This window comes from Marinobacter bohaiensis (assembly GCF_003258515.1).
Lineage (GTDB): Bacteria > Pseudomonadota > Gammaproteobacteria > Pseudomonadales > Oleiphilaceae > Marinobacter_A > Marinobacter_A bohaiensis.
Genome location: NZ_QGEH01000006.1, coordinates 1 through 23,544, shown reverse-complemented (window position 1 = coordinate 23,544; position 23,544 = coordinate 1). Strand labels below are relative to the sequence as shown.

19 protein-coding genes are annotated in these 23,544 nt (G+C 59.8%); 14 read left to right on the top strand and 5 right to left on the bottom strand.

The annotated features are described in order from the left end of the window. The first annotated feature begins 148 nt into the window (after positions 1-148). From DKK67_RS19385 to DKK67_RS19360, 6 genes are all read left to right on the top strand, one after another. Positions 149-607 carry a GspH/FimT family pseudopilin gene (locus tag DKK67_RS19385; RefSeq protein ID WP_162628886.1) on the top strand — a complete coding sequence of 153 codons (459 nt, stop codon included), beginning with the start codon at positions 149-151 and terminating at the stop codon, positions 605-607. Next, positions 598-1,029, top strand: a complete 432-nt coding sequence (pilV, locus tag DKK67_RS19380) for a type IV pilus modification protein PilV (protein ID WP_111498181.1) — start codon at positions 598-600, stop codon at positions 1,027-1,029. Before DKK67_RS19385 ends, pilV begins: the two co-directional genes overlap by 10 nt. Then, positions 1,026-2,102, top strand: coding sequence for a PilW family protein (locus tag DKK67_RS21975; RefSeq protein ID WP_111498180.1), 1,077 nt, complete (start codon positions 1,026-1,028; stop codon positions 2,100-2,102). Before pilV ends, DKK67_RS21975 begins: the two co-directional genes overlap by 4 nt. 1 nt (position 2,103) lies before the next feature. Then, positions 2,104-2,646: a pilus assembly PilX family protein gene (locus DKK67_RS19370; RefSeq protein WP_111498179.1), complete on the top strand. Its 543-nt coding sequence runs from the start codon at positions 2,104-2,106 to the stop codon at positions 2,644-2,646. A gap of 3 nt (positions 2,647-2,649) precedes the next feature. After that, complete coding sequence (locus DKK67_RS19365; protein WP_111498178.1) at positions 2,650-6,087, top strand: pilus assembly protein; 3,438 nt, start codon at positions 2,650-2,652, stop codon at positions 6,085-6,087. A gap of 118 nt (positions 6,088-6,205) precedes the next feature. After that, positions 6,206-6,619, top strand: coding sequence for a type IV pilin protein (locus DKK67_RS19360; RefSeq protein ID WP_111498177.1), 414 nt, complete (start codon positions 6,206-6,208; stop codon positions 6,617-6,619). 19 nt (positions 6,620-6,638) lie between these two features. Here DKK67_RS19360 and DKK67_RS19355 read toward each other — a convergent pair whose 3' ends face one another. The 3 genes from DKK67_RS19355 to DKK67_RS19345 form a co-directional block, all read right to left on the bottom strand. Beyond that, positions 6,639-7,196, bottom strand: a complete 558-nt coding sequence (locus DKK67_RS19355; RefSeq protein WP_111498330.1) for a GspH/FimT family protein — start codon at positions 7,194-7,196, stop codon at positions 6,639-6,641. Positions 7,197-7,335: 139 nt separating this feature from the next. After that, on the bottom strand, positions 7,336-8,715 hold the full coding sequence (locus DKK67_RS19350; RefSeq protein ID WP_111498176.1) for a sigma-54-dependent transcriptional regulator: 1,380 nt from the start codon (positions 8,713-8,715) through the stop codon (positions 7,336-7,338). A gap of 55 nt (positions 8,716-8,770) precedes the next feature. Beyond that, on the bottom strand, positions 8,771-10,402 hold the full coding sequence (locus DKK67_RS19345; protein WP_407657900.1) for a sensor histidine kinase: 1,632 nt from the start codon (positions 10,400-10,402) through the stop codon (positions 8,771-8,773). A 97-nt stretch (positions 10,403-10,499) separates the two neighbouring features. On the opposite strand from DKK67_RS19345, the gene DKK67_RS19340 reads away from it, so the two are divergent. Continuing rightward, complete coding sequence (locus DKK67_RS19340) at positions 10,500-12,155, top strand: NAD+ synthase (RefSeq protein ID WP_111498175.1); 1,656 nt, start codon at positions 10,500-10,502, stop codon at positions 12,153-12,155. A gap of 48 nt (positions 12,156-12,203) precedes the next feature. Here DKK67_RS19340 and DKK67_RS19335 read toward each other — a convergent pair whose 3' ends face one another. Next, the gene (locus DKK67_RS19335; RefSeq protein ID WP_111498174.1) at positions 12,204-13,037 is read right to left on the bottom strand and encodes an outer membrane protein assembly factor BamD; all 834 of its coding nucleotides are present in this window, start codon (positions 13,035-13,037) and stop codon (positions 12,204-12,206) included. 100 nt (positions 13,038-13,137) lie between these two features. Between DKK67_RS19335 and rluD the strand changes: the two genes are divergently transcribed. The 3 genes from rluD to clpB all read left to right on the top strand — a co-directional run bounded on the left by rluD (position 13,138) and on the right by clpB (position 17,619). Beyond that, positions 13,138-14,109, top strand: coding sequence for a 23S rRNA pseudouridine(1911/1915/1917) synthase RluD (gene rluD / locus DKK67_RS19330; RefSeq protein ID WP_111498173.1), 972 nt, complete (start codon positions 13,138-13,140; stop codon positions 14,107-14,109). Next, the gene (gene pgeF, locus DKK67_RS19325; RefSeq protein WP_111498172.1) at positions 14,106-14,846 is read left to right on the top strand and encodes a peptidoglycan editing factor PgeF; all 741 of its coding nucleotides are present in this window, start codon (positions 14,106-14,108) and stop codon (positions 14,844-14,846) included. Before rluD ends, pgeF begins: the two co-directional genes overlap by 4 nt. Positions 14,847-15,036: 190 nt before the next feature. Then, a complete protein-coding gene (clpB, locus tag DKK67_RS19320; RefSeq protein WP_111498171.1) occupies positions 15,037-17,619 on the top strand; it encodes an ATP-dependent chaperone ClpB in 2,583 nt (860 codons plus the stop codon). A 108-nt stretch (positions 17,620-17,727) separates the two neighbouring features. On the opposite strand, the gene DKK67_RS19315 is transcribed toward clpB, so the two are convergent. Continuing rightward, a complete protein-coding gene (locus DKK67_RS19315) occupies positions 17,728-18,174 on the bottom strand; it encodes a DUF4124 domain-containing protein (protein WP_111498170.1) in 447 nt (148 codons plus the stop codon). Between the two features lie 530 nt (positions 18,175-18,704). On the opposite strand from DKK67_RS19315, the gene DKK67_RS19310 reads away from it, so the two are divergent. The 4 genes from DKK67_RS19310 (at position 18,705) to pssA (ending at position 22,987) form a co-directional block, all read left to right on the top strand. Next, complete coding sequence (locus DKK67_RS19310) at positions 18,705-20,423, top strand: acetolactate synthase 3 large subunit (protein WP_111498169.1); 1,719 nt, start codon at positions 18,705-18,707, stop codon at positions 20,421-20,423. Positions 20,424-20,428: 5 nt separating this feature from the next. After that, positions 20,429-20,920, top strand: coding sequence for an acetolactate synthase small subunit (ilvN, locus tag DKK67_RS19305; protein WP_111498168.1), 492 nt, complete (start codon positions 20,429-20,431; stop codon positions 20,918-20,920). Between the two features lie 66 nt (positions 20,921-20,986). Further along, positions 20,987-22,003, top strand: a complete 1,017-nt coding sequence (ilvC, locus tag DKK67_RS19300; RefSeq protein WP_111498167.1) for a ketol-acid reductoisomerase — start codon at positions 20,987-20,989, stop codon at positions 22,001-22,003. 150 nt (positions 22,004-22,153) lie between these two features. Then, on the top strand, positions 22,154-22,987 hold the full coding sequence (gene pssA, locus DKK67_RS19295; RefSeq protein WP_111498166.1) for a CDP-diacylglycerol--serine O-phosphatidyltransferase: 834 nt from the start codon (positions 22,154-22,156) through the stop codon (positions 22,985-22,987). Positions 22,988-23,544: the final 557 nt, after the last annotated feature.

The window sequence follows — 23,544 nt, the reverse complement described above, 5'->3', positions numbered from 1 at the left end:
AGCTCCCCTGATACCCGAATTGCGCACCGGTTCACGAGACCCATGGGGCGTGTACCGGTTATCCGGCATTCCTGACCGTTCGTCGCTATGCGCTTTCTGCTGCACCATCGATTCCTATACTGGAACCATGAAAATAGGATCGGTGGCTATGAAGTCTAAGCGTGGTTTTACCTTGATCGAGCTGTTGGTGCTGCTCATGTTGATCGGCATTGTGGCGGCGATTGCATTGCCCGGTTTCGGGCGTCTCGTCGAAAACAACCGTATCAGCTCGCTTTCCAACAGTGTCATCGGTGTTCTGAATTATGCCCGTTCCGAGGCGGTTCGCCGTGGAACCATCGTCAACGTTGTACCTACAGACGGTAGTTACGACGACGGCATCACGGTACAGGACGCTGGCGGCAATTCCCTGCGTGAGATCGAAGGGCCGGGCGGTGGCGTTTCCCTTGCCATGACCAGTGGAGCAGCCCTCTCGTTCCGGGCCAACGGAATGAGTGGCCAGGGGAATACGGTGCAGTATCAGGTCTGTGCTGATTCCGGTGAGGATGGCACGGAAATCAGTGTGACGGCTGGCGGTTTGGTCCGTTCAGCGCAGATTGTATGTCCCTGAGGAATGGAATGATGCGAAAGACAGTCCCCCGTCGCAGGGGCGCTCCAGTGGGGCAGCGCGGCTTTACCATGATCGAGGTTCTCGTCGCCGTGCTGATTCTTGCGATCGGCCTGCTCGGTGTTGCCGGTGTCCAGCTGCTCTCGATGCAGCAGACGTCGAACTCCAATATGCGTTCCGTTGCGACGATCTATGCCCAGGATGTGGCTGAGCGAGTTCGTGCCAATGGTGGTGCCAACTTGGGCGCGAGCGACCTGACCGCTATAGAAAATAACATGCAGAAGACGCTTGGCCCTGATGGCGACCTAACCGTGGAGATGGACGGGGATTTCGTGGATGTTCAGGTCCAGTGGAACGAGCGGGATCCGTTTGGTGGCAGCGATGGCGAAAGCGCTCAATCAATCACCCTGAGAGCCAGACTGTGAGTTTGAATATGAGGTTAAGTCGACGTTTCGGATTCTCTGGCCAGCAGGGCCTCTCGATTATTGAGCTCATGGTGGCGCTTGCGCTTGGGGCCTTGTTGACCATTGGGCTGGTGCAGATTTTTACGTCCAACAGCCAGACGTTCCGGCTGAACGAGGCCGAAGCCCGGGCGCAAGAGGCCGGGCGTATTTCGACCGACATCGTTTCGCGAGCTTTGCGGAATTCGGGCTATTTTGGCTGTTACCCGATTAACCCGGTCACGAACAGTCTCGATACCACGGACGATGATTACCAGCCCGGTCTGTATGACTATGAATTCGACGGTCTGTCCGCGGAGAATGCATTCCGGCCCAACGATGCGGTAGCAGGAACGGATTTCTTTGCCGTATCCGGTCTCCGTTCCAGCGGGGGTGTCGCCGCGGAAGCAGACGTGGTGTCTGCGTCCATCGAAGTGGACGACGAAGGGAATCTCGAAGCTGGCAGTATCATCATGATCAACGACTGTGAGAATGGCGATATTTTTGAGATTTCGGAGGTTCAGAACGACGGCACGACCATCACGCTGGTCGGCAACAATCAGGACAATGTTGATGGCCAGCCTGGCAACGACTTTTCCGCCAACGCGCCTGCGGCCTGCCCGGTAGGAGAGGATTGTTTGGGGTCGAGCTATGACGAGGGTGTGCAGATCCGCAATCCATATACCGAAATCTACTACATCGGGACGGGGCCTACCGGCAATCCTGCCCTGTTTTTCCGCGATGCGTCAGGCTCGGCCGTGGAACTGGTGGATAACGTTGTCGATATGGCCGTGCGATTCGGCGAGGGTACGGTAAATGGTGGAGTCACGAACTGGGAGGACAATCCGGCGTCCGTTGCCGACTGGGGGGGCGTCATGGCTGTCCAGACCAGCTTTCTCGTTCGTGCAGGACAGAACAATGTGATCGCGCAAGCAATGAGCTACTGCTTTCCGGGATGGCTTGATTGTACCGATGACAACAACCTCACGACGGCGCCGGATCAACGGCTCTACCGGGTATATACCCTGACCACAACGCTTCGAAACAGGATTGACTGAGATGAGCATCAAACGTCAGCAAGGGGTGGCCTTACTGTTGTCACTGGTAATCCTGCTGGTTCTGTCCCTGTTGGCCATATCCGGGATGCAGGGCAGCGTTATGCAGGAGCGCATGGCGACGGCGCAGCGGGATGGGGTAATGGCGCTTGAAGTAGCGGAAACCGCGTTGGCCGAAGTTGAAGGGCAGTTGGATCAGATGACCGACCTGGGTGGTTTCGGTTCGGATACCGGGTTCTACGACGTCAATGACGCCCCGAGCCCGTTCGACGAGGATACCTGGACGGCTGACGGCTCCGCGACCGCCAGCTCGGTTGACGGCATGACGCCTCGCTATTTCGTGGAGTATCTGGGCAAGGTTGTACTGGACGAAGAGGGGCAACTGCCTCGGGACCAGGGGCAGTACGGGAGCTCGGATCAGGTCGAGATGGATTACGCGCGCATAATTGTCATGGCTCAGGGACCGTCGGGGCAGAGTCGCCGGTTGCTGGAGAGCTATTACGTATTCGAGCCCGAAGGACTGGCGGGTGCCGGGGCAGGAGGTTAAATCATGAAGTGGATGGTTGAGAAGTTCAGGGTATTGCTGGTCGGGATGGCCATGGTGCTGCCGACGGCCGGTTATTCCGCCGCGCCGGATCTGGCTCAGGAGCCGCTTTTTGTGGGCTCTCCGGTGGCTCCTAACTTGCTGTTTATTATTGATGACTCTGGCTCGATGGAGCGAGAGTACATGCCAGATAGCATCTCTCGTTATTCAGGCGTGGAATACACTTGTAATGAGTGGACAGGACGTGGGCGCAATCGGCGCTGTGTGGATGGAGAGTACTCGGGTGATAAGGCCTACTATCCGTTCTACTATTCCGCGAAAGTTAACAAAGTCTACTACAGCCCAAGTATTACTTACCTGCCGCCTTTCAAGAAAGATGGGTCCGGGAGGATGTCTGGTTCCTCGTATACCAATGCATCTGAAAACGGTTATTACTCAAGTAGCAACAATAATGACTTGAGTGATGATGAGTTTGAGTTCGGGAACTACGATTTCAAGAATGGCTTTTATTACGCTTTTGATTCTAGTAACTCAGGCTGTGGCGGAGCAAATGATGTTTATGAAAGCGACTGTTACGACTATGTCGACGTCAATAATCTGAGTGCGTCTGATAAGGCTAATTTCGCGAACTGGTATTCATACTATCGAACGCGGATGATGATGAGTAAGGCCGGCATCGGCGAGGCTTTCAATTCGTTGCCGGAGTATTTTCGACTCGGTTGGGGTGCGATTAACAATGGTCGCCAGGACGTCGATGACGCCGATAACATTCGAGCCGTCGAACAGGGCGTTCGCGAGTATTCATCAAATCACCGGACCAATTTCTATGATTGGTTGTATGGCGAGTATGGCAATGGGAGCACTCCGTTACGACGGGCCCTTGAAGGTGCTGGAGAATATTACGAAGAAAGCCTTCATGCCTGGCGTGACAAGCCCGAGAACGGCAACTCGTCTGGTAATCCCGCGAGGGAATGTCGGCGTGCCTACACGATCTTGATGACTGATGGGTATTATAACGGGAGCGATCCGTCCGATAACGTAGAGAAGTCGGATGACGAGAGTGGTAAATCCATAAATAACCCGAAAGGCGAGAACTACCAGTATTCCCCGGTAGATCCGTTTAAGGATGGTCGTAACGATATTACGCTGGCCGATGTGGCCATGCACTACTGGAAGCGTGATTTGCGGTCGGATTTGGAGAATTTTGTACCAACCAGCGGTTCAGACCCAGCCTTCTGGCAACACATGTCCGTTTACGGCGTCGGGTTGGGGGTTACGGGCTCTGTTGACCCAGACTCGGCGTTTGATGCGATATCAACGGGTGATTACGTTGACTGGTGGGCTGGTAGCAGCGGTGAAAACAAGATCAATGACTTGCTTCACGCCAGTGTCAACGGGCGCGGTGGCTTTTTCAGTGCTGATGACCCAGAGACCTTTGCCACTCAGTTGGCGGGGACCATTGGCGATATTACGGCCGATGCAGGCTCGGCAACGGCGGTAGAGTTTGACGTGTCTTCGTTCCAGGAAGGGGCGCTGATTTTTTCCGCACAGTTTGACCCCAATGGCTGGTCGGGTGATCTCCAGGCTCTGGAGCTGGGAGGTGAAGATGAGCCGACCGTTCCCGACGCTGAAACCGCCATAGAAAACGGCGACGGGTGGTCGGCCAAAGCCATCCTGGACAACCGTGATCTCACAACCGACGATCGAACGATCATTACCTACTCGGATGACAGTTCGAAAGCCGTTGCTTTTCGTTGGGCCAACCTGGACACCGATCAAACCGATGACCTCAGCTACGGTGGCTCGGCGACTTTCGGTCAGCAGATTCTGAGCTTCATTCGAGGTGACCGAAGTAACGAGGATGGGTCGAAGATCCGGGAGCGCAGCAGCCGGCTTGGCTCGATCGTCAATTCGTCTCCGGAATATGTCGGTAAACCTGATGCCGGCTGGCCCGAAAACGCGCCGTTTGGCGTTGACGGCGAGCGCTATGCGGCATTCGCCAGTGCCAATGAGAATCGTACTCCGATCGCCTATGTGGGCTCCAACGACGGCATGTTGCACGGGTTCAATGCGACGGCCGATGGCGGTAATGAGGTGCTGGCCTATATTCCCAATTTTGTCTATTCCGACGGTGCCGACGACCAGGGGCTGCACTACTTGGCTGATCCGGACTATCAGCATCGGTATTACGTGGATTTGTCGACTCGTCAGCAGGATATTTATACCAAGGGGCGTGCGGCGGATGGCAGTGTGACTGCCGATAAAAGCTGGCGTAGTGTCCTTGTCGGCGGCGGCCGGGCCGGCGCCAAAGGTATCTACGCGCTCGATGTGACGGATCCGTCAGCCTACTCTGAGACGGATGCTGGGAAATTCGTGCTGTGGGAGTTCACAGCGGAAGACGACAACCGTCTTGGCTATGTTACCCAGCCTCCCATCGTGAGCATGGCGAAGTGGGGAACTGATGACGTGCGCTGGACAGCGTTTGTCGCCAATGGCTATGACAGCACTGCCGGAACCACGGGCTTCTTTATGCTCGATGTTGAAGGTGGGCTTGATGGTTCCTGGGATAATGGGGACTACCGTTACATTGAGTTTGAGAACGGTGGGGATGGTCTCTCACCGCTCACGGTTCTTGATACCACAGGTGATTATCTGTCTGACCGTATCTATGCCGGAGACCTGGATGGGAACGTTTGGGTAGCTACCGTGTCCACCGACGGAACCTGGGCATCCGACTACACCGTGTCTGCCCAGGACGACACTCCACAACCGCTGTTTACGGCGAGCCTCAACCAGCCGATCACTGCGGAGCCCAAAGTGGTAGCGCATCCCGACATGCCACGAGCCGGAAACGTACCGAACCTGTTGATCTTCTTCGGTACGGGGAAATACCTGGAAACGACGGATGTCTCCAATACGGATGGTCAAAGCGTCTATGGGGTCTGGGACCGGGGAGAGTCATCGCTGGACCGTGATGATCTCGCGTCGCGGACCTTAACGGAGGGGACTCAGACTGTTGATGGTGAAGTGCTCACCGTCCGGCAGTCTGGTGGCGATGACATTACCTATGGAAACGGCCAGTACGGTTGGTATGCGGATATGACTGACAGCGGCGAGCGGGTGATCGTCAGCGCCCAGACGCGCGGAGAGTTTATGTATATCAACTCGATGGTCCCCGATCTGGATCCTTGCCAATCGGGGGGCAGCGGCTGGCTGATGGCGTTTGGCCTGGATGGCCGGACACCGGAAGCAAAGGCGTTTGTGGATTTGCCTGAGAGCGTCGTGGGCTACAAGGTAAATGGGTTGCCCAACCAGTCAACCATCCTCGGAACCTTCCGTTTCACTCCGACTTCGGATGGAAACGTCGATGTTACTAAAATTCCGCCGCTCAGCGGCAGCGTAGCCGGTGCCGGTCGCCGCGGCTGGCAGGAGCTGGTCGAGTAATATCCGGTTCCTTTGGGCCGGTCCGATCCCATACGGACCGGCTCTTCCAGAAAGACCGACGCATTGCATAAAGGGCCGGCAGCTTGATGGCAGCCCATCAACGAGTAAGGAAGTAGTAATGAATCACCGATCACCAAGCCGTGGGTTTACCTTGATTGAACTGATGATCGTCGTGGCGATCATCGGCATCATTGCGGCCATTGCCTACCCCTCATACATGAACAACGTGCGGGACACTCGAAGAACAGCAGCCCAGGCTGACCTGATGGATTTGGCCCAGTGGATGGAACGGCAGTATTCCGCTGACTATAGCTACCTGGAAGGCGGGAATACGCCAGCTCTGCCGTTCACCGCGTCTCCCCAGAGCGGTACCAGCTTCTATAACCTCAGCCTGGTGGCCGGCGATATGACCCAGACCACGTATACGCTGCAGGCCGTGCCTACGGGCGACCAGGCCAACGACGACTGTGGAACGCTCACACTTAACCATACAGGTGCCCGGGGAAGCGCGGGCGGCGGTGACTGCTGGTAAGCCTTGAGCAGCGAATCGCTCAGCAATCGACGGGAGCGCCGTCGGAACCCTCCGGTATCCCGTCGCCGTCACTGTCTGGGGCAATGCGGATACGGCCGCCGCGGCTGATGATTAGCTGGGCGGCTTGCGTTCTGTCCCGGTTTTCGGGGCACCAGGTGATGTTGCCCAGATCGCTGTAGATGAGTCCGCTAGGCTGATACTGGAAGTAGCTGCTGTGTAGAGATCTTGCCTTTAGAGTGCCTGTTTCCGGTGAAGGCAAGGTGCGAAGGATGTGGGTTGCCGCGCTCAGCCCGCGCTCGTTGTATGGATCCACAAACAACGAAAGCGGGCCATTCCAGTCGTTTCCACAATGATTGGTTTCGTCCAGGGGGCAAACCGTAACAATCCGGCTGGAGTCGATAGCATAGTGGCGTGCGAAAGACATGAATGACAGCAAGTCGTGAATCGAGCTACGGCGTTGCGCTCCATCGATTAAATCGCTCATGGAGGGGATAGCGAATGAGAGGAGTATCGCGGCAAGGACGAGCGTCAGTAATAATTCGACCAGGCTAAAGCCTTGAGCGAAATAAGTCTTCATTCCTTTGAGTCCTTATTTCCATAGATTTCGAGAAATGTTCAGCGAGTGGGCGCTTCCTGCGCCTCGCTTCCTATCGACGTTATCGGAAAGAGCAGTACGGGTTCAAGCCTTTTTGACGCATTTGGCGACAGGTTAGGTCTCACTCCATCCCCAACTTCTTCAACTTATACCGCAACGCCCGAAAGCTGATCCCCAGCTTTTTAGCCGCCGCCGTCTTGTTCCAGCGGGTGGCTTCCAGCGCTTTCTCGATGGCCTTGCGTTCAATCGACTCCAGGTAGCTTTCCAGGTCCAGCTCGCCGTCTTGTGGTAATTCGACGGTGATGTCCCGTTCCTCGTCGGCGATCACTTCCACCTGGGGCGTGGGCACCGGGGCGCCGCCCATCTGCAGGTCGGCGGCGTCGATGCGGTCGCGGTCGCACAGGGTGAAGGCCCGTTCCAGGACGTTCTCCAGTTCCCGCACGTTGCCGGGGAAGGCGTACTGGCGCAGTTTGTCCAGAGCGGCGCTGGTGAGCGTTGCGGCGTCGCATTCGTAGTCCCGGGCCAGTCGATCGAGAATGTGTTTGGCCAGCAGTTCGATGTCTTCCCGGCGCTCGCGCAGAGGTGGGACTTTCAGTTCGATAACGTTGATGCGGTAGAACAGGTCCTGGCGGAAACTGCCGTCCTGGACCAGTGCCGGCAGGTCGCGGTGGGTGGCGCTGAGAATGCGCACGTCCACCGGCACTTCCCGGGAGTCGCCCACCGGCCGCACGGCTTTTTCCTGGATGGCCCGCAGCAGCTTGACCTGCATGTTCAGCGGCAGGTCGGCGACTTCGTCGAGGAACAGGGTGCCGCCGTCGGCGGACTGGAAGAGGCCCGGTTTGTTGTCGGTCGCCCCCGTGAAGCTGCCTTTTTTATGGCCGAAGAACTCGCTTTCCATCAGCTCCGACGGAATGGCGCCGCAGTTGACGGCGATGAACGGGCCGTCCTGGCGTGGCCCCTGCAGGTGGATCGTCCGCGCGACCAGTTCCTTACCGCTGCCGGATTCACCGCTGATGAACACGGGCGCCTGGCTGCGTGCCAGTTTGCGCGACTGGTTACGCAGGCGACGGATGGACTCCGACTGGCCGAGCAGCAGGCCCGGTTCGTCCTCGGCCGTTTCGTCCGCAGCCGGGCCGGAGAGTTTGAGCGCGCTGTTGACCAGTTCCCGCAGGCGCGGCAGTTCCACCGGCTTGGACACGAAATCGAAGGCGCCGGCCTTGAGCGATTCAATGGCGGTATCCATGCTGCCGTAGGCGGTGATCACCGCGACCGGCGTTTGCGGACAGGTCTGCTGGATCCAGTGGACCAGGTCGATGCCGTTGCCGTCCGGCAGGTTCATGTCGGTCAGGCACAGCTGCGGCGGCTCGCTCTCCAGCTGCCGTTTGGCGGAGGTCAGGTCCGCGGCGGTGCGCACCTCAATGCCCATGCGCATGAGGGTGATTTCAAGCAGCTCGCGAATATCCGGTTCGTCGTCGATGATCAGCGCTGTTGGAGTGGTCATTCTTGGCTCTCGTTAGGGTCGTTGACGTCGATCGAGATCAGTCGGTTATCCTGCATCAGATCAGGCGGCGATGATGCGCGAAGGTAATGCGGAAGCAGCAGCCCGGCTGTTCATTGTCGAGTAGCGCCAGGTGGGCCTGGTTGGCTTCGCAGAGTTCCCGCGCCAGGTAGAGCCCCAGACCGGTGCCGCTCTGGTCGGTGGTGAAAAAGGGCTCGAAAATATGCTCTTTCTTTTCATCGTCGATCCCGGGGCCCGCGTCCTGGATATCGATGTAGCTGCGCTCGCCGTCGCTGGTGACGCCGACCGTAATGCCCAGACAGGCCTTTCCGCTGTGTATCTCGCTGTAGCGCAGGCCATTGTCGCAGAGGTTGACCAGCACCTGCGCCATCTGACTCCGGTCGAAGCGGGCCGGAGGGGCATTGTCCGGCAAAACGAGGGTAATGTCAGGGCTCCGTTCACGGTCTCCACCGACGCCCTGTCGGTAGTCGTCCACCAGTTCGGCCAGCCACTCGTTGATATCGACCAGTTCGGTGTTGGCCGGGCGCCGACGGGACAGATCCAGCACGTTCTCAATGATGCCGTTCACGCGGCGCGAGTGACGCTGGATGATGTCCACCATCTTGCGGTCTGCGGCGTCGCAGTTGGGGGATTCGTTCAGCAGTTGGGCGGCGTGGCTGATGGCGCCCAGTGGATTGCGGATCTCGTGGGCAATGCCCGCTGTCAGTCGGCCCAGGGAGGCAAGTTTCATTTGCTGGGCCTGGAGCGTCACCTTGCTCATGTCCTCAATGAAGATCAGGATCAGGTCGCCGCGTTCCTGGTGCAGCCGGGTAAAGTTGGCCTGCAACATGGGCGCGACAGGGGCGGCCTGGAACGGCTCGGTCCGCGTTCCGGGGAACTCGAGCCACTGGTCCAGGCGTTCCTTGAGCGGTTCCGGCAGGTGCTGGACGGGTTGGGTCTGGCCGCTGTCGCCAAACAGCAGTTCGTGGGCCGCCGCGTTGGCCAGACGCAGCTGGCCGAACCGGTCGGTCACCATGATGCCGGTGCGCATGCGCTGGATGATCTGCTGGTTGATCTGCTCCAGCTCGTGCAGGCTGCGAGCCCGTGAGCTGGCGAGCTGTTCGCTGCGGATCATTCGCCGGGTGATGCTCTGGAGCAGGAATGCGGCGGCGAAATAGAGGATGCCCAGGGAGCCTGCGCGGACCACTTCGTCGGCGTTGGTGTCGAGGGTGAGGGCGGCCCAGCCGGCGACGCCCAACGACCCGATGGCGGCCAGGGCCGCATAGAACAGACCCACGCGGCTCGGCGTCAGGATGTTACCGGCCGCTACGGTGACAATGATCAGGTTGGCCAGGCCGCTGGTCATGCCAACGCTGAAGAAAAGCAGGCTGTGCAGCGCCACGATGTCGATCAGTATCGACAGCGTGATGTGCCGTTGCCGTGGCCGGAAACCGGTGAACAGCATGAGCGCGGTGAAAACGTTCAGCGTGAGGTAGATTAGCACGCAGATCTGGTAGATCTCGGGCAGGCGGAATTTGGTGTCCAGGGTGCCGGGGTCGATGAACAGCAGCCCGGTCAGGATCAGGCTGATCACCAGCCGGTAATGGTTATAGATGCGGAACAGGCGCGGGCGCTGGCTTTGCTGGAAAGGGAAAGAGTCGGTCTGTGCCGTGGGCGGACTGTCCGTCATCATCATGGGTTGCTGGATAAGCCGGTCGGTGGTCGAAGCGATTCAGGATTCGCAGGTATAATAGCGGTTTAAACCCGCTTGTGGACAGGAGAGAGGCATGAATTCCGGTCAGACTGATAAGCCGCCCGGCCAACGTTTGCGAGTCACCATGGCCCAGGTGGATTTCCTGGTGGGTGATATTCCCGGTAACGCCGACCGCATGCTGGCGGCCGCGCGGCAGGCGGTGGACGAGCAGCAGGCGGACATCGTGGTGTTCCCGGAGCTGTCGCTGACCGGCTACCCGCCGGAAGATCTGCTGTTGCGCCCGAGTCTGGATGGCCGGGTGGCGGAGGCGCTCGACCGTCTGGCCCAGGCCCGCCTGCCGGCGGCGCTGGTGGTGGGCACGCCAATCCGGCGCGGCGGACTTCTGTTCAACGCGGCCGTGGTCATTGAGGAAGGGGCTGTTCAGGCGTCCTATCTCAAGCAGCAACTGCCCAACTATCAGGTCTTTGACGAGGTGCGTTATTTCGCGGCAGGCACCGAACCCTGTGTGACGATGATCAAAGGGGTGCCGGTGGGCCTGACCGTGTGTGAGGACATCTGGACCGACGGCCCCGTTGAGCAGGCGGCCGCGGCGGGCGCCCGGCTGATCCTCAACCTCAATGCCTCGCCCTACGACATGGGCAAGCAGGCCCGCCGCAAGGCGCTGCTGGAGCGCCGCTCCCGGGACAACAACGTCAGTATCGTTTACGTGAATCTGGTGGGTGGCCAGGACGAGCTGGTCTTCGACGGTGGCTCGCTGGTCTATGACCACTCCGGTGAACTGGCGGTGGAGGTGCCGCAGTTCGCCGAAGGGCTGTACCCGGTCGATTTCCTGGTGGATCACCATTGCCAGCCGACGACTCGCTCGCCGATCCCGGAGCCGAGCCTGGAAGAGAACGTCTACAAGGCGCTGGTGCTGGGCGTTCGGGATTACGTCAACAAGAACGGCTTCAAGTCGGTGGTGCTGGGGCTTTCCGGCGGCATCGATTCGGCGGTGACCCTGGCGGTGGCGGCCGATGCCCTCGGCAAGGACCGGGTGAGGGCGGTGATGATGCCGTTCCGCTACACCTCCGATATGAGTCTGGAGGACGCCGCCGGACAGGCCAAAGCCCTTGGCGTCCAGTACGACGTGTTCTCCATCGAGCCCATGTACGATGCCTACATGCAGGCGCTGTCGGCACCGTTCGAAGGGACGCAGCCGGACACCACCGAGGAGAATCTGCAGGCCCGTCTGCGCGGTGTGCTGCTGATGTCCCTGTCCAACAAGTTCCGTTCACTGGTGCTGACCACCGGTAACAAGAGCGAGATGGCGGTGGGCTACTCGACGCTGTACGGGGATATGGCCGGTGGTTTCGATGCGCTCAAGGACGTGCCCAAGACCCTGGTCTATCGATTGGCGACCTACCGAAATACCCAGTCGCCGGTGATCCCTGAGCGGGTGATCACCCGTCCGCCGTCCGCGGAGCTGGCGCCGGACCAGAAGGATGAGGACAGCCTGCCGGGCTACGACGTGCTGGATGACATCCTGCACCGCTACATCGAGCGGGACCTGAGCGCGGAAGCGATCATTGCGGACGGTTTCGAGCGCGCCGACGTAGAACGGGTCGTACGACTGGTGGACATCAACGAGTACAAACGCCGGCAGGCGCCGATCGGCGTGCGGATTTCAGAGCGGGGATTCGGTAAGGATCGGCGCTATCCGATCACCAACGGCTGGAAACTGGGCAAGTAAGGTGGGGCAGGGGCCGGTCCTGACCGGCCCCCGGAACACTGACGGCTTTTACTCGTCGCCCACCAGGCCGAAGGTAATGACGCTGGTCAGTGAGCGCTCTTCGTGCTTGATGGTGCTCGGCTGATAGGTCATGTTTTCGTCAAAGGCATCGCTGTTGGGGTAGTTGATGGCCAGCAGCGCGGTGGCGTCTTCGGCCGCCTTGTTCAGGTCCAGGTAGCGATAGGTGTCGATCAGCATCTTCAGGGCGTCTTCCACCACCGGGGTGTTCGGGAAGTTCTCGACAATGTAGCGTGCCCGGTTATTGGCCGCGATGTACGCCTGACGCTTGATGTAGTACTGCCCGGCGTTCAGTTCCAGTTTGGCCAGGCGGTTGCGGATGGCAATCATGCGCTGGCGGGCATCGGGCGCGTAGTCGCTTTGAGGGTAGCGGTTGAGCAACTCGGAAAAATCGCGGAAAGCCTGGCGCTGTTCTCCCGGGTCGCGCTCGCTGATGTCGATGGGGAAGAATTTGCCCGCCAGACTGATGTCCATGTTGTAGGAGGCCAGACCGCGCATGTAGAGCGCGTAGTCTGCGTGCTCGCTCTGCGGGTTCAGGCGCAGGAAACGGTCGGCCGCCGCGCGGGCGCCTTCCAGGTCCAGGTTCTGGAAGCGGGCGTAGATCAGGTCCAGTTGAGCCTGTTCGGCGTAGCGGCCGAATGGATAGTAGGTTTCCAGGTACTCCAGGTTCTGCTCGGCTTCATTGAAGTTGCCGGAGTTCATGGCCGAGCGGGCCTCCTCGTAATAGGTCTTTTCCGGCAGGACCTCTTCCTGGGGTGAGTTGGAAGCACAGCCGGCTGTGACCAGCACGATCGACAGCAGCAACAAGCGAAAACCTGATCTCATGCCTGAATCCCGTATAATGAGTGACCGAGCGCCATTGTAACGACCCTTCCCGGTGTTGTGCAGGGTGCAAACATGTTTTAGCAGAACTTCAGGGGATTGAATGACCGCAGCAGACCGAATCAGCGGCGAATTCGAAGTGCCGGCCGAACTCAGCGACCGCAGGCTTGACCAGGCTGTGGCCGAGCTCATGCCGGAGCATTCCCGCTCCCGCATCCAGGGCTGGATCAAGGACGGCAACCTCACCGTCAACGGCCGCACGCGCAAACCGCGGGACAAGGTCATGCTGGGGGACGTCATTGCCGTGGACGCCGAACCCGAAGTCCAGGTGGCCTGGGAGGCGGAGTCCATCTCGCTGGACATCGTCTACGAAGACGAGCATTTGCTGGTGATCAACAAGCCGGCGGGCCTGGTGGTGCATCCCGCAGCGGGCCATGCGGCGGGGACGCTCGTCAACGCCGTGCTGCATCACGCGCCCGAGGTGGACAAGCTGCCCCGGGCCGGCATCGTTCACCGCCTGGACAAGGATACCAGCGGTCTGATGGTGGTGGCGCGCAGCCTCATTGCCCACACCTCGCTGGTGGACCAGTTGCAGGAGCGCACCATGGGGCGCGAGTATGACGCCGTCATGGTGGGAACGGTCACCGGCGGGAGCGTGGTGGATGCGCCGATTGGTCGCCATCCGACCCAGCGCAAGAAAATGGCCGTGGTGCCCGACGGCAAGCCGGCGGTGACCCATTACCGGCTGGTTGAGCGTTTTCCGTCTCACACGCACGTCCGCTGCAAACTGGAAAGCGGGCGCACCCATCAGATCCGCGTCCACATGGCGCACATCCGTCATCCGCTGGTGGGTGACCCGGTCTACGGCGGTCGCATGCAGCTGCCGAAAGGGTGTACGCCGGAGCTTCAGGATGTGCTGCGTGGATTTCAGCGCCAGGCCCTGCACGCCCGCCGGCTTACGCTGATGCACCCGGCAAGCGGCGAAGAGATGACCTGGGAAGCACCACTGCCCGAGGATATGACGGCGCTGGTCGAGGCCTTGCGCGCCCACGCCCGTGAGCAGGAGGCTTTATGAGCCTGCCTCTGCTGATCCCGGACTGGCCGACGCCGCCCGGAGTTCGCGCAGTAGTGACCACGCGCTTTGGCGGTGTTAGTGAGGCTCCTTTCAAATCCCTGAACCTGGGGGATCATGTGGGCGACGAGCCGAAGTCTGTGGCTGAAAACCGCGCCCGCCTGGCGGACGCTCTGGGGATGCCGAACGATTCGTTTGGCTGGATCCGGCAGGTTCACGGCACCGACCTGGTACAGCTTCCCGGCGACGCGGGGAGCGAAGCCGACGCCGCCTGGACGCGCGAGCGCCGGACGGTTTGCGCGATCCTGACCGCCGACTGCCTGCCGGCACTGTTCTGCTCCCAGGCCGGCGACCAGATTGCCGCCGCACACGCCGGCTGGCGCGGGCTGGCCGGCGGGGTTTTGGAGAATACGCTGGCGGCGTTCCCCTCACCGGGATCCGTCCGGGTCTGGCTGGGGCCGGCCATTGGGCAGGATGCCTTCCAGGTGGGGCCGGAAGTCCGGGATGTCTTTGTCGAGGAAGATCCGGCACTGGTGCGAGCCATCCAGCCGTCGGTGCGCCCCGGGTATTTCCTGGCGGACCTGTGTGCACTGGCTCGCGCGCGGCTGCTGAAAGCCGGTGTTCCAGAGGGCCAGATCTACGGCGGTGAATACTGCACCTACAGCGATATCGAGCGTTTCTACTCCTACCGTCGAGACGGCCAGACCGGCCGGATGGCGAGCCTGATCTGGCTCGAGTGATGTCCTCTTTCCGGGCTTTGTGCCGGCCCTGTCGCCTCCGGGGTTGACAGGGCGCAAAGCCCGGCCAGTTTTCTTCCTTCCCTGCTTGAAGTCCTCACCCCCGCCCCTACATTTAAGACAAAGCTAAGCGCCAGAGGCCGACTGTGAGGCCTCCTGCAACCGGCGCGTCATGACGAATTGAGGACACATCATGCGAATCGACAAATTAACCAGTCGTCTGCAGACCGCGCTGGCGGACGCCCAGTCCATTGCGGTCGGCAAGGATCACAATTTCATTGAACCGCTGCACCTGATGCAGGCCATGCTGGATCAGGATGCCAGTGCCATCAAACCGCTGCTCAAGCAGGTGGGCGCCGATCCGGCGCGCCTGACCCAGGCCGTGGCCCGGGAAATCGAGAACCTGCCGGAGGTAAAGGGCTCGGCGGGCGATGTCGCCATGTCGAACGATCTGGGCCGGCTGTTCAACATTGCCGATAAACTGGCCCAGCAGCGCAAGGACCAGTTCATTTCCAGCGAACTGGTACTGCTGGCGGCCCTGGAGGATCGGGGCACGCTGGGAAGGGTGCTGCGTGAACACAACATCGACCGTAAGGCCCTGGAAAAGGCCATCGACGAGGTGCGCGGCGGAGAGTCCGTCAACGACGCCTCGGCCGAGGAAAACCGCCAGGCCCTGTCGAAATACACCATCGATCTGACCGAGCGCGCCGAGGCCGGCAAGCTGGATCCGGTGATCGGCCGGGATGATGAGATTCGCCGCACCATCCAGGTTCTGCAGCGTCGTCGCAAGAACAACCCGGTGCTGATTGGCGAGCCGGGCGTGGGCAAGACCGCCATTGTTGAGGGGCTGGCGCAGCGCATCGTTAACGGCGAGGTGCCCGACGGCCTGAAAGACAAGCAGGTGCTGGCTCTGGACATGGGCGCCCTGATCGCTGGCGCCAAGTTCCGCGGCGAGTTCGAGGAGCGGCTGAAGGCGGTGCTCAACGAGCTGTCCAAACAGGAAGGTCAGATCATCCTGTTCATCGATGAGATCCACACCATGGTGGGGGCCGGCAAGGCGGAAGGCTCCATGGATGCGGGCAATATGCTCAAGCCGGCCCTGGCCCGGGGCGAGCTGCACTGTGTCGGCGCCACCACCCTGGACGAGTACCGTGAGAACATTGAGAAGGACGCGGCCCTGGAACGCCGGTTCCAGAAGGTGCTGGTTACCGAGCCCAACGAAGAAGACACCATCGCCATCCTGCGCGGGCTGAAAGAGCGCTACGAAGTGCACCACGGTGTGGAAGTAACGGACGGCGCCATCATCGCTGCCGCCAAGCTGTCGCATCGCTACATTACCGATCGCCAGTTGCCGGACAAGGCCATCGACCTGGTGGACGAGGCGGCCAGCCAGATCCGCATGGAGATGGACTCCAAACCGGAAGCGCTGGATCGTCTGGAGCGCCGGCTGATTCAGCTCAAGATCGAGCGGGAAGCGTTGAAGAAAGAAACCGACGCCGCCTCCAAGAAGCGGTTGACCGAGCTGAGCGACGTTATCACCGGGGTCGAGCGTGAATACGCGGACCTGGAAGAGGTCTGGAACACCGAGAAGGCGGCGTTGCACGGCTCCCAGAAGATCAAGAGCCAGCTGGAGCAGGCGCGCATCGACCTGGAGAACGCGCGCCGTACTGGCGACCTGGGCAAGATGTCGGAGCTGCAGTATGGCCGCATCCCGGAACTCGAGCGCCAGCTGGATATGGCGAGCCAGGCCGAGATGATGGAAATGAAGCTGCTGCGTAACCGCGTCACCGACGAGGAGATCGCGGAGATCGTTTCCAAGTGGACCGGCATTCCGGTGTCCAAGATGCTGGAAGGCGAGCGCGACAAGCTGATGCGCATGGAAGAGGCGCTGCATCAGCGGGTGATCGGCCAGGACGAGGCGGTGGAAGCGGTGGCCAACGCGGTGCGCCGATCCCGGGCCGGCCTGTCCGACCCGAACCGGCCCAACGGGTCTTTCCTGTTCCTGGGACCGACCGGCGTGGGCAAGACCGAGCTGTGCAAATCGCTGGCCTCGTTCCTGTTCGATACCGAGGAGGCCATGGTGCGCATCGATATGTCGGAGTTCATGGAGAAGCACTCCGTGGCCCGACTGATCGGTGCGCCTCCCGGCTACGTCGGCTACGAGGAAGGCGGCTACCTGACCGAGGCGGTGCGCCGGCGGCCGTATTCCGTCTTGCTGCTGGATGAAGTGGAGAAGGCCCACCCGGACGTGTTCAACATCCTGTTGCAGGTGCTGGAGGATGGCCGTCTCACCGATGGTCAGGGACGCACCGTGGACTTCCGCAACACCGTGATCGTGATGACCTCGAACCTGGGCTCGGACCTGATCCAGACCATGGCCGGGGAAGAGGAGTATGAGCCGATGAAGAACGCGGTCATGGAAGTGGTCGGCAACCATTTCCGGCCGGAGTTCATCAACCGTGTGGATGAGGTGGTGGTGTTCCACCCGCTGGCGCAGGATCAGATCCATGGCATCGCCCGGATCCAGATCGACTCGCTCAACCGCCGTCTGCGCGAGCAGGAGATGACACTGACGCTGACCGATGCGGCCATGAACCGGCTGTGCGAGGTGGGCTACGATCCGGTCTACGGTGCGCGGCCCCTGAAGCGGGCTATCCAGCGCCTGATCGAAAACCCGCTGGCGCAGCGTCTGCTCAACGGCGAATTCAGCGCGGGCGCGCAGATCGTCGCCGAGGTGGAGGGCGAAGGTCTGGGATTCACCGCCCAAGCTCACTAGCCGCGGTTGTTAATTCAACCTGAAACCAGAAAGGGGCCTTGCGACAAGGCCCCTTTCTTATGGTTCGGAAGAGGTTGCGAGGCGGTCTATCACCCGCCCCGGGGCTGATCAGTCCTGGCAGTCCTCGTTCGCGATCTTCTCGAACTCGGCTCTCTTCGTCTGGATTTCTTCCGGCGTCAGGAAACGCTCCTCGCCACCTTCCCGGACCTTGATGCGCGCGTGGCTGTTCAGGGTGTTGAGGTTGGCCTTGGCGATTTCGCAGTTCTTCTGGCGCTGTTTGGCAATCGCTTCTTCCTGACGGGTCAGTTTGTCTTTCTCGGCCTGCTCTTCGCGAGCCTCATCCATGGCTTGTACCTGTTCCTGCGGGCTGGCCTGGTCGCTGGAGCGGCTGGTGCCCGAGCGCACATCGACCGTTTCGCTGGTTTTGCCGGTCGGCTGGCGGTCGCCGAAGTGGGTGACGCCTTCGTCGTCTGTCCATTTGTAGACGGATTCGGCCTGGACGCTCATGGCGCCGAAGGCGATGATCAAACTGAGCAGAAGTCCTGAAATTTTCATGCGGGTACTACCTGTTTTCTGTGAGCCCGGTAATCCATTGCGACCGATGGCTACCCATCGACTGGCCCCATTCTGCCACGGGTTGTCGCCTTGTGCTCAAGATTAGCTGAAATCTGTGCGTTGGCTAACGGCTCCGCCGCTGGAAACGGGACGAACGAATCGCCGGGAAAGCGCGTGTTGCGCGCCTTTTGGCGATGCGGTGCTATTGACAGGACATTTCCCGCTGTCACAATTGGCGATTGCCTGAAAACAGGGGTGAATACGGCAGGCAATCCCGAGCAGTATCCCCGTTGATTACCACACTGAACTTAATTGCGCGTCCCGCGTGACAGGGCTGTTCAGCATCTCGCAACAGTCCGTTGATTGGCCGTCCTCCGGCACCCTCAGGAGGTTCGGTTGGCCAGGAGACAACCTCTGCGTCACTCGGTGTGGTGGAATGTCCGGTCCGGCTTCCACAAGAAGCGATGCATCGGATCCCCAGGCAGACCGGCTCAGTCCGGCACATTCACTCTATAGAGAGGGTAGAGAAAGTGGAGTTATTGTCTGGCGCAGACATGCTGATTCGTTCCCTGCAGGATGAGGGGATCGAGTACATCTACGGTTATCCGGGTGGAGCAGCGCTGCATATCTATGACGCCCTGTTCAGGCAGGACAAGGTCAAACACATCCTGGTTCGTCATGAGCAGGCCGCCGTGCATATGGCGGACGGCTACGCACGAGCCAGCGGCAAGCCCGGCACGGTGCTCGTCACCTCCGGTCCGGGTGCCACCAATACCATCACCGGTATCGCAACCGCGTTCATGGATTCGATTCCCATGGTCGTGCTGTGTGGCCAGGTGGCGTCCACGCTGATCGGCGAGGATGCCTTCCAGGAAACCGACATGATCGGTGTTTCCCGGCCGGTCGTTAAGCACAACATGTCCGTGCGGCATCCGTCCGAGATCCCCGAAGTCATCCGCAAGGCGTATTACATTGCCGCCACCGGTCGTCCTGGCCCGGTGGTTGTGGATATCCCCAAAGACATGACCACGCCCAACGAGCGTTATGAGTACAGCTTCCCCAAAAAGGTCAAGCTGCGCTCATACAATCCGGCGGTGCGCGGCCATTCCGGTCAGATCCGCAAGGCGGCGGAAATGATGCTGGCGGCCAAGCGCCCCATCATCTACGCCGGTGGTGGTGTGGTGCTGGGGAAGGCGTCCGATCAACTGACGGAACTGGCGCACCTGCTGGGGCATCCGGTCACGACGACGCTGATGGGGATTGGCTGTTTCCCGGCCTCCGACAAGCAGTCGCTGGGTTGGCTGGGGATGCACGGCAGCTATGAATCCAACATGGCGATGCATCATTCCGACCTGATCCTGGCAGTCGGTGCCCGTTTCGATGACCGGGTGACCAATGCCACGGAGAAGTTCTGTCCCGGGGCGCGGATCATCCATATCGATATCGATCCGGCCTCCATCTCCAAGACCGTCGAAGCGGACGTGCCCATCGTCGGCCCGGTGGACACCGTGTTGAAAGAAATGGTGTCGCTGGTCAAGGAGACAAAGGAAAAACCGGACAAGGATGCGCTGAAAGCCTGGTGGAAACAGATCGACGAGTGGCGCGCCTTCCATGGCATGCGCTATGAGAAGAGCGACGAGTACATCAAGCCGCAGGAAGTGGTTGAGGCGCTGTGCCGTATCACCGACGGCAAGGCGTTCGTCACCACCGATGTCGGCCAGCACCAGATGTTCACGGCCCAGTACTACAAGTTCGACAAGCCCAATCGCTGGATCAACTCCGGCGGCCTGGGCACGATGGGCTTTGGTCTGCCGGCTGCGATGGGCGTCAAGCTGAGCTATCCCGATGACGACGTGATCTGCGTGACCGGTGAGGGCAGCATCCAGATGAATATCCAGGAGCTGAGTACCTGTAACCAGTACAACCTGCCGGTCAAGGTGGTCAACCTGAATAACCAGGCTCTGGGGATGGTGAAGCAGTGGCAGGACATGAACTACGAATCCCGTCACTCGCAGTCCTACATGGAATCGCTGCCGGATTTCATCAAGCTGGCGGAAGCGTATGGCCACGTCGGTATCCGCATCGACCGCAAGGAAGATCTGGAGCCGAAGCTGCGCGAAGCCTTTGCGATGAAAGACAAGCTGGTCTTCCTCGACATTTATGTTGACCCACACGAGCACGTCTACCCGATGCAGGTGGCGCGTGGCTCGATGAAGGATATGTGGCTCAGCAAAACGGAGAGGGTCTGATCACCATGCGTCGAATCATTTCTGTTTTGCTGGAAAACGAGCCGGGCGCGCTGTCCCGCGTGGTTGGGTTGTTTTCCCAGCGCAATTACAACATCGAGACACTGACGGTTGCTCCGACCGAGGACGAGACCCTGTCGCGCCTGACGGTCACCACGACCGGTTCGGATCGCGTCATCGAGCAGATCACCAAACAGCTCAACAAGCTGATCGAGGTGGTCAAGCTGGTGGATCTCACCGAAGGCTCACACATCGAGCGTGAGCTGATGCTGATCAAGCTCAAGGCGAGCGGGTCGCAGCGGGCCGAGATCAAGCGAACCGTTGATATCTTCCGTGGCCAGATCGTCGATGTGACCAGCACGGTTTACACCGTCCAGCTGGCGGGAGACAGCGACAAGCTGGATGCCTTCATTCAGGCGGTCGGCGAGACGGGTGTGCTTGAAGTCGTGCGCTCCGGTGTTTCCGGTATTGCCCGGGGCGAGAAAGTACTCAGTATCTGATTGAAATTGTTCATTGAATCGTGACCGATAGAGACTCGGTCCGATACCTAATAGTAGGGGAATGTTATGCAGGTTTATTACGACAAAGATTGTGACCTTTCCATCATCCAGGGCAAGAAAGTGGCCATCGTCGGCTACGGCTCCCAGGGTCACGCGCATGCCAACAACCTGAAAGAGTCCGGTGTAGACGTCGTTGTCGGTCTGCGCGAGGGCTCTGCCTCCGCAGCCAAGGCTGAGTCCGCCGGCCTGACCGTCAAATCCGTCGCCGACGCGTCCAAGGAAGCCGACATCGTGATGGTGCTGGCTCCGGACGAGAACCAGAAGGCCATCTACGAGGGTCAGATCGAGCCGAACCTGAAGAAAGGCGGCGTGCTGGCGTTTGCTCACGGTTTCAACGTGCACTACAACCAGATCGTTGCGCGCGCCGACCTGGACGTGATCATGATTGCCCCCAAGGCGCCGGGTCACACCGTACGCACCGAGTTCACCCGTGGTGGCGGTATCCCGGACCTGATTGCGATTCACCAGGACGCTTCCGGCAATGCCAAGAACATCGCGCTGTCCTACGCCAGTGCCATTGGTGGTGGCCGCACCGGCATCATCGAAACCACCTTCCAGGACGAAACTGAAACCGACCTGTTCGGTGAGCAGGCCGTTCTGTGTGGTGGCACCGTTGAGCTGGTCAAGGCCGGTTTCGAGACCCTGACCGAAGCCGGTTACGCGCCGGAGATGGCATACTTCGAGTGTCTGCACGAGCTTAAGCTGATCGTCGACCTGATGTACGAAGGCGGTATCGCCAACATGAACTACTCCATCTCCAACAACGCGGAGTATGGCGAGTACGTGACCGGCCCGGAAGTCATCAACGAGCAGTCCCGCGAAGCCATGCGCAATGCACTGAAGCGTGTCCAGAGCGGCGAGTACGCCAAGATGTTCATCCAGGAAGGCAACACGAACTACCCGTCCATGACCGCGCGTCGTCGTCAGAATGCGGCGCACGAGATTGAGACTGTCGGTGAGAAGCTGCGCTCCATGATGCCCTGGATCACGGCCAACAAGATCGTCGACAAGGATAAGAACTAAGCTTCGGCTGGTTCGAGAGAAACGCGACCTCCGGGTCGCGTTTTTTCGTTGGGGCAGGGGGGATTCGTCGAATTGCGTGCCCGTCACTTGACGGAGCGGCCACCCGGATCGGCTATAATGCCGTGTGCATTCAAATTGGATAGATGTGGAATGAACGATAAGAGCGGAAAGGAAACCGAATCGGTTTCGACGGAAGAGGCGCTGCACGACGGCGAGGTGGTTGAGGAAGAGGTTGTCGAGGGCGCCCGCGTGCGCCGTAAAGGGATCTACCTGCTGCCCAACCTTCTGACGACGGCATCCCTTTTCTCCGGCTTCTTTGCCATGGTCTCAGCCGCCAACGGCATGTTTGAGAAAGCGGCGATTGCCATCTTTGTGTCCATGATCCTCGACGGTCTGGACGGTCGTGTCGCCCGGATGACCAACACCCAGAGTAAATTCGGCGAGGAGTACGACAGCCTGGCGGATATGGTGGCGTTTGGTGTTGCGCCCGGTCTGGTGGCCTTTTTCTGGCTGATGAATGGCTTTGGCCAGTTCGGTTGGGCGATCACCTTCATCTACGTGGCGGGTGCGGCGTTGCGTCTTGCTCGGTTCAACACCCAGATCGGCTCCGTCGACAAGAAGTACTTTGTGGGGTTGCCGAGCCCTTCGGCGGCGGCGGTGGTGGCCGGTGTCGTGTGGTGCTTCCACGATGTGACGCCGGAGTTCTGGATCAAGGTGCTGACCGTGCTGGTGGTTGGCGGCGCTGGTGTGCTGATGGTCAGCAACATCTTTTACCGGAGTTTCAAGGACCTTGATCTCAAGGGGAAGGTACCGTTTGCCGCAATCCTGGTGGTCGTCCTGATTTTTGTGGTGATCACGCTGGACCCAGGGACGGTTCTCTTTGCCGGCTTTCTGGTCTATGGGTTATCCGGTCCCGTGCAGGCGCTGTTGCGTAAAGCTCGCAAGCCCAAACCGGTTACTGGTGGCGGGGGCGAGGACGTCTGACCTGCCAGGCTCTAGCGCTATCCGCCAGGGGCGGGTAGCGTTTCCTTCTCCTATCCCCCGCTTAGTCCCCCTGCTACAACGATCCTTCTCTGCTCCTCTCCTTCTGTCACCTTTTCTCGTTATCCTGTTCATTGCCGCAAAGGTGTGGAGCCTGGCAGTCATAAAGAAGAGGGTGCTCCCGTAAATGGCGATAGTGGCGAGATGGTTGAAAAAATGATCGGTTCACCGGCTTTTTCGGGTGTTTCTGTACACGGCTTGAGCGGCTTGTTTCGGATAACCGAAAGAGCGAAAGAAAATTCGAAAAAAGCGCTTTACAGGTCACCGGTGGCGTGTAGAATGCGCACCACTTCTGAGGCACACAGCGGAAACGCAGCGGCCTTCAGGAGTCCGGTCAACCGCGATGGCGGCGACGCAAAAAGCGTCCTAAAATAACGGTTGACAGGGTGGCGAAACAGCGTAAAATGCGCGCCACCTTGAACGGGTCAGCCGGCAACGATTCGGCGGTTTCGGAAGCATCGAAAACGCTGAAAAATAACGGTTGACAAGGTTGAGAAGCG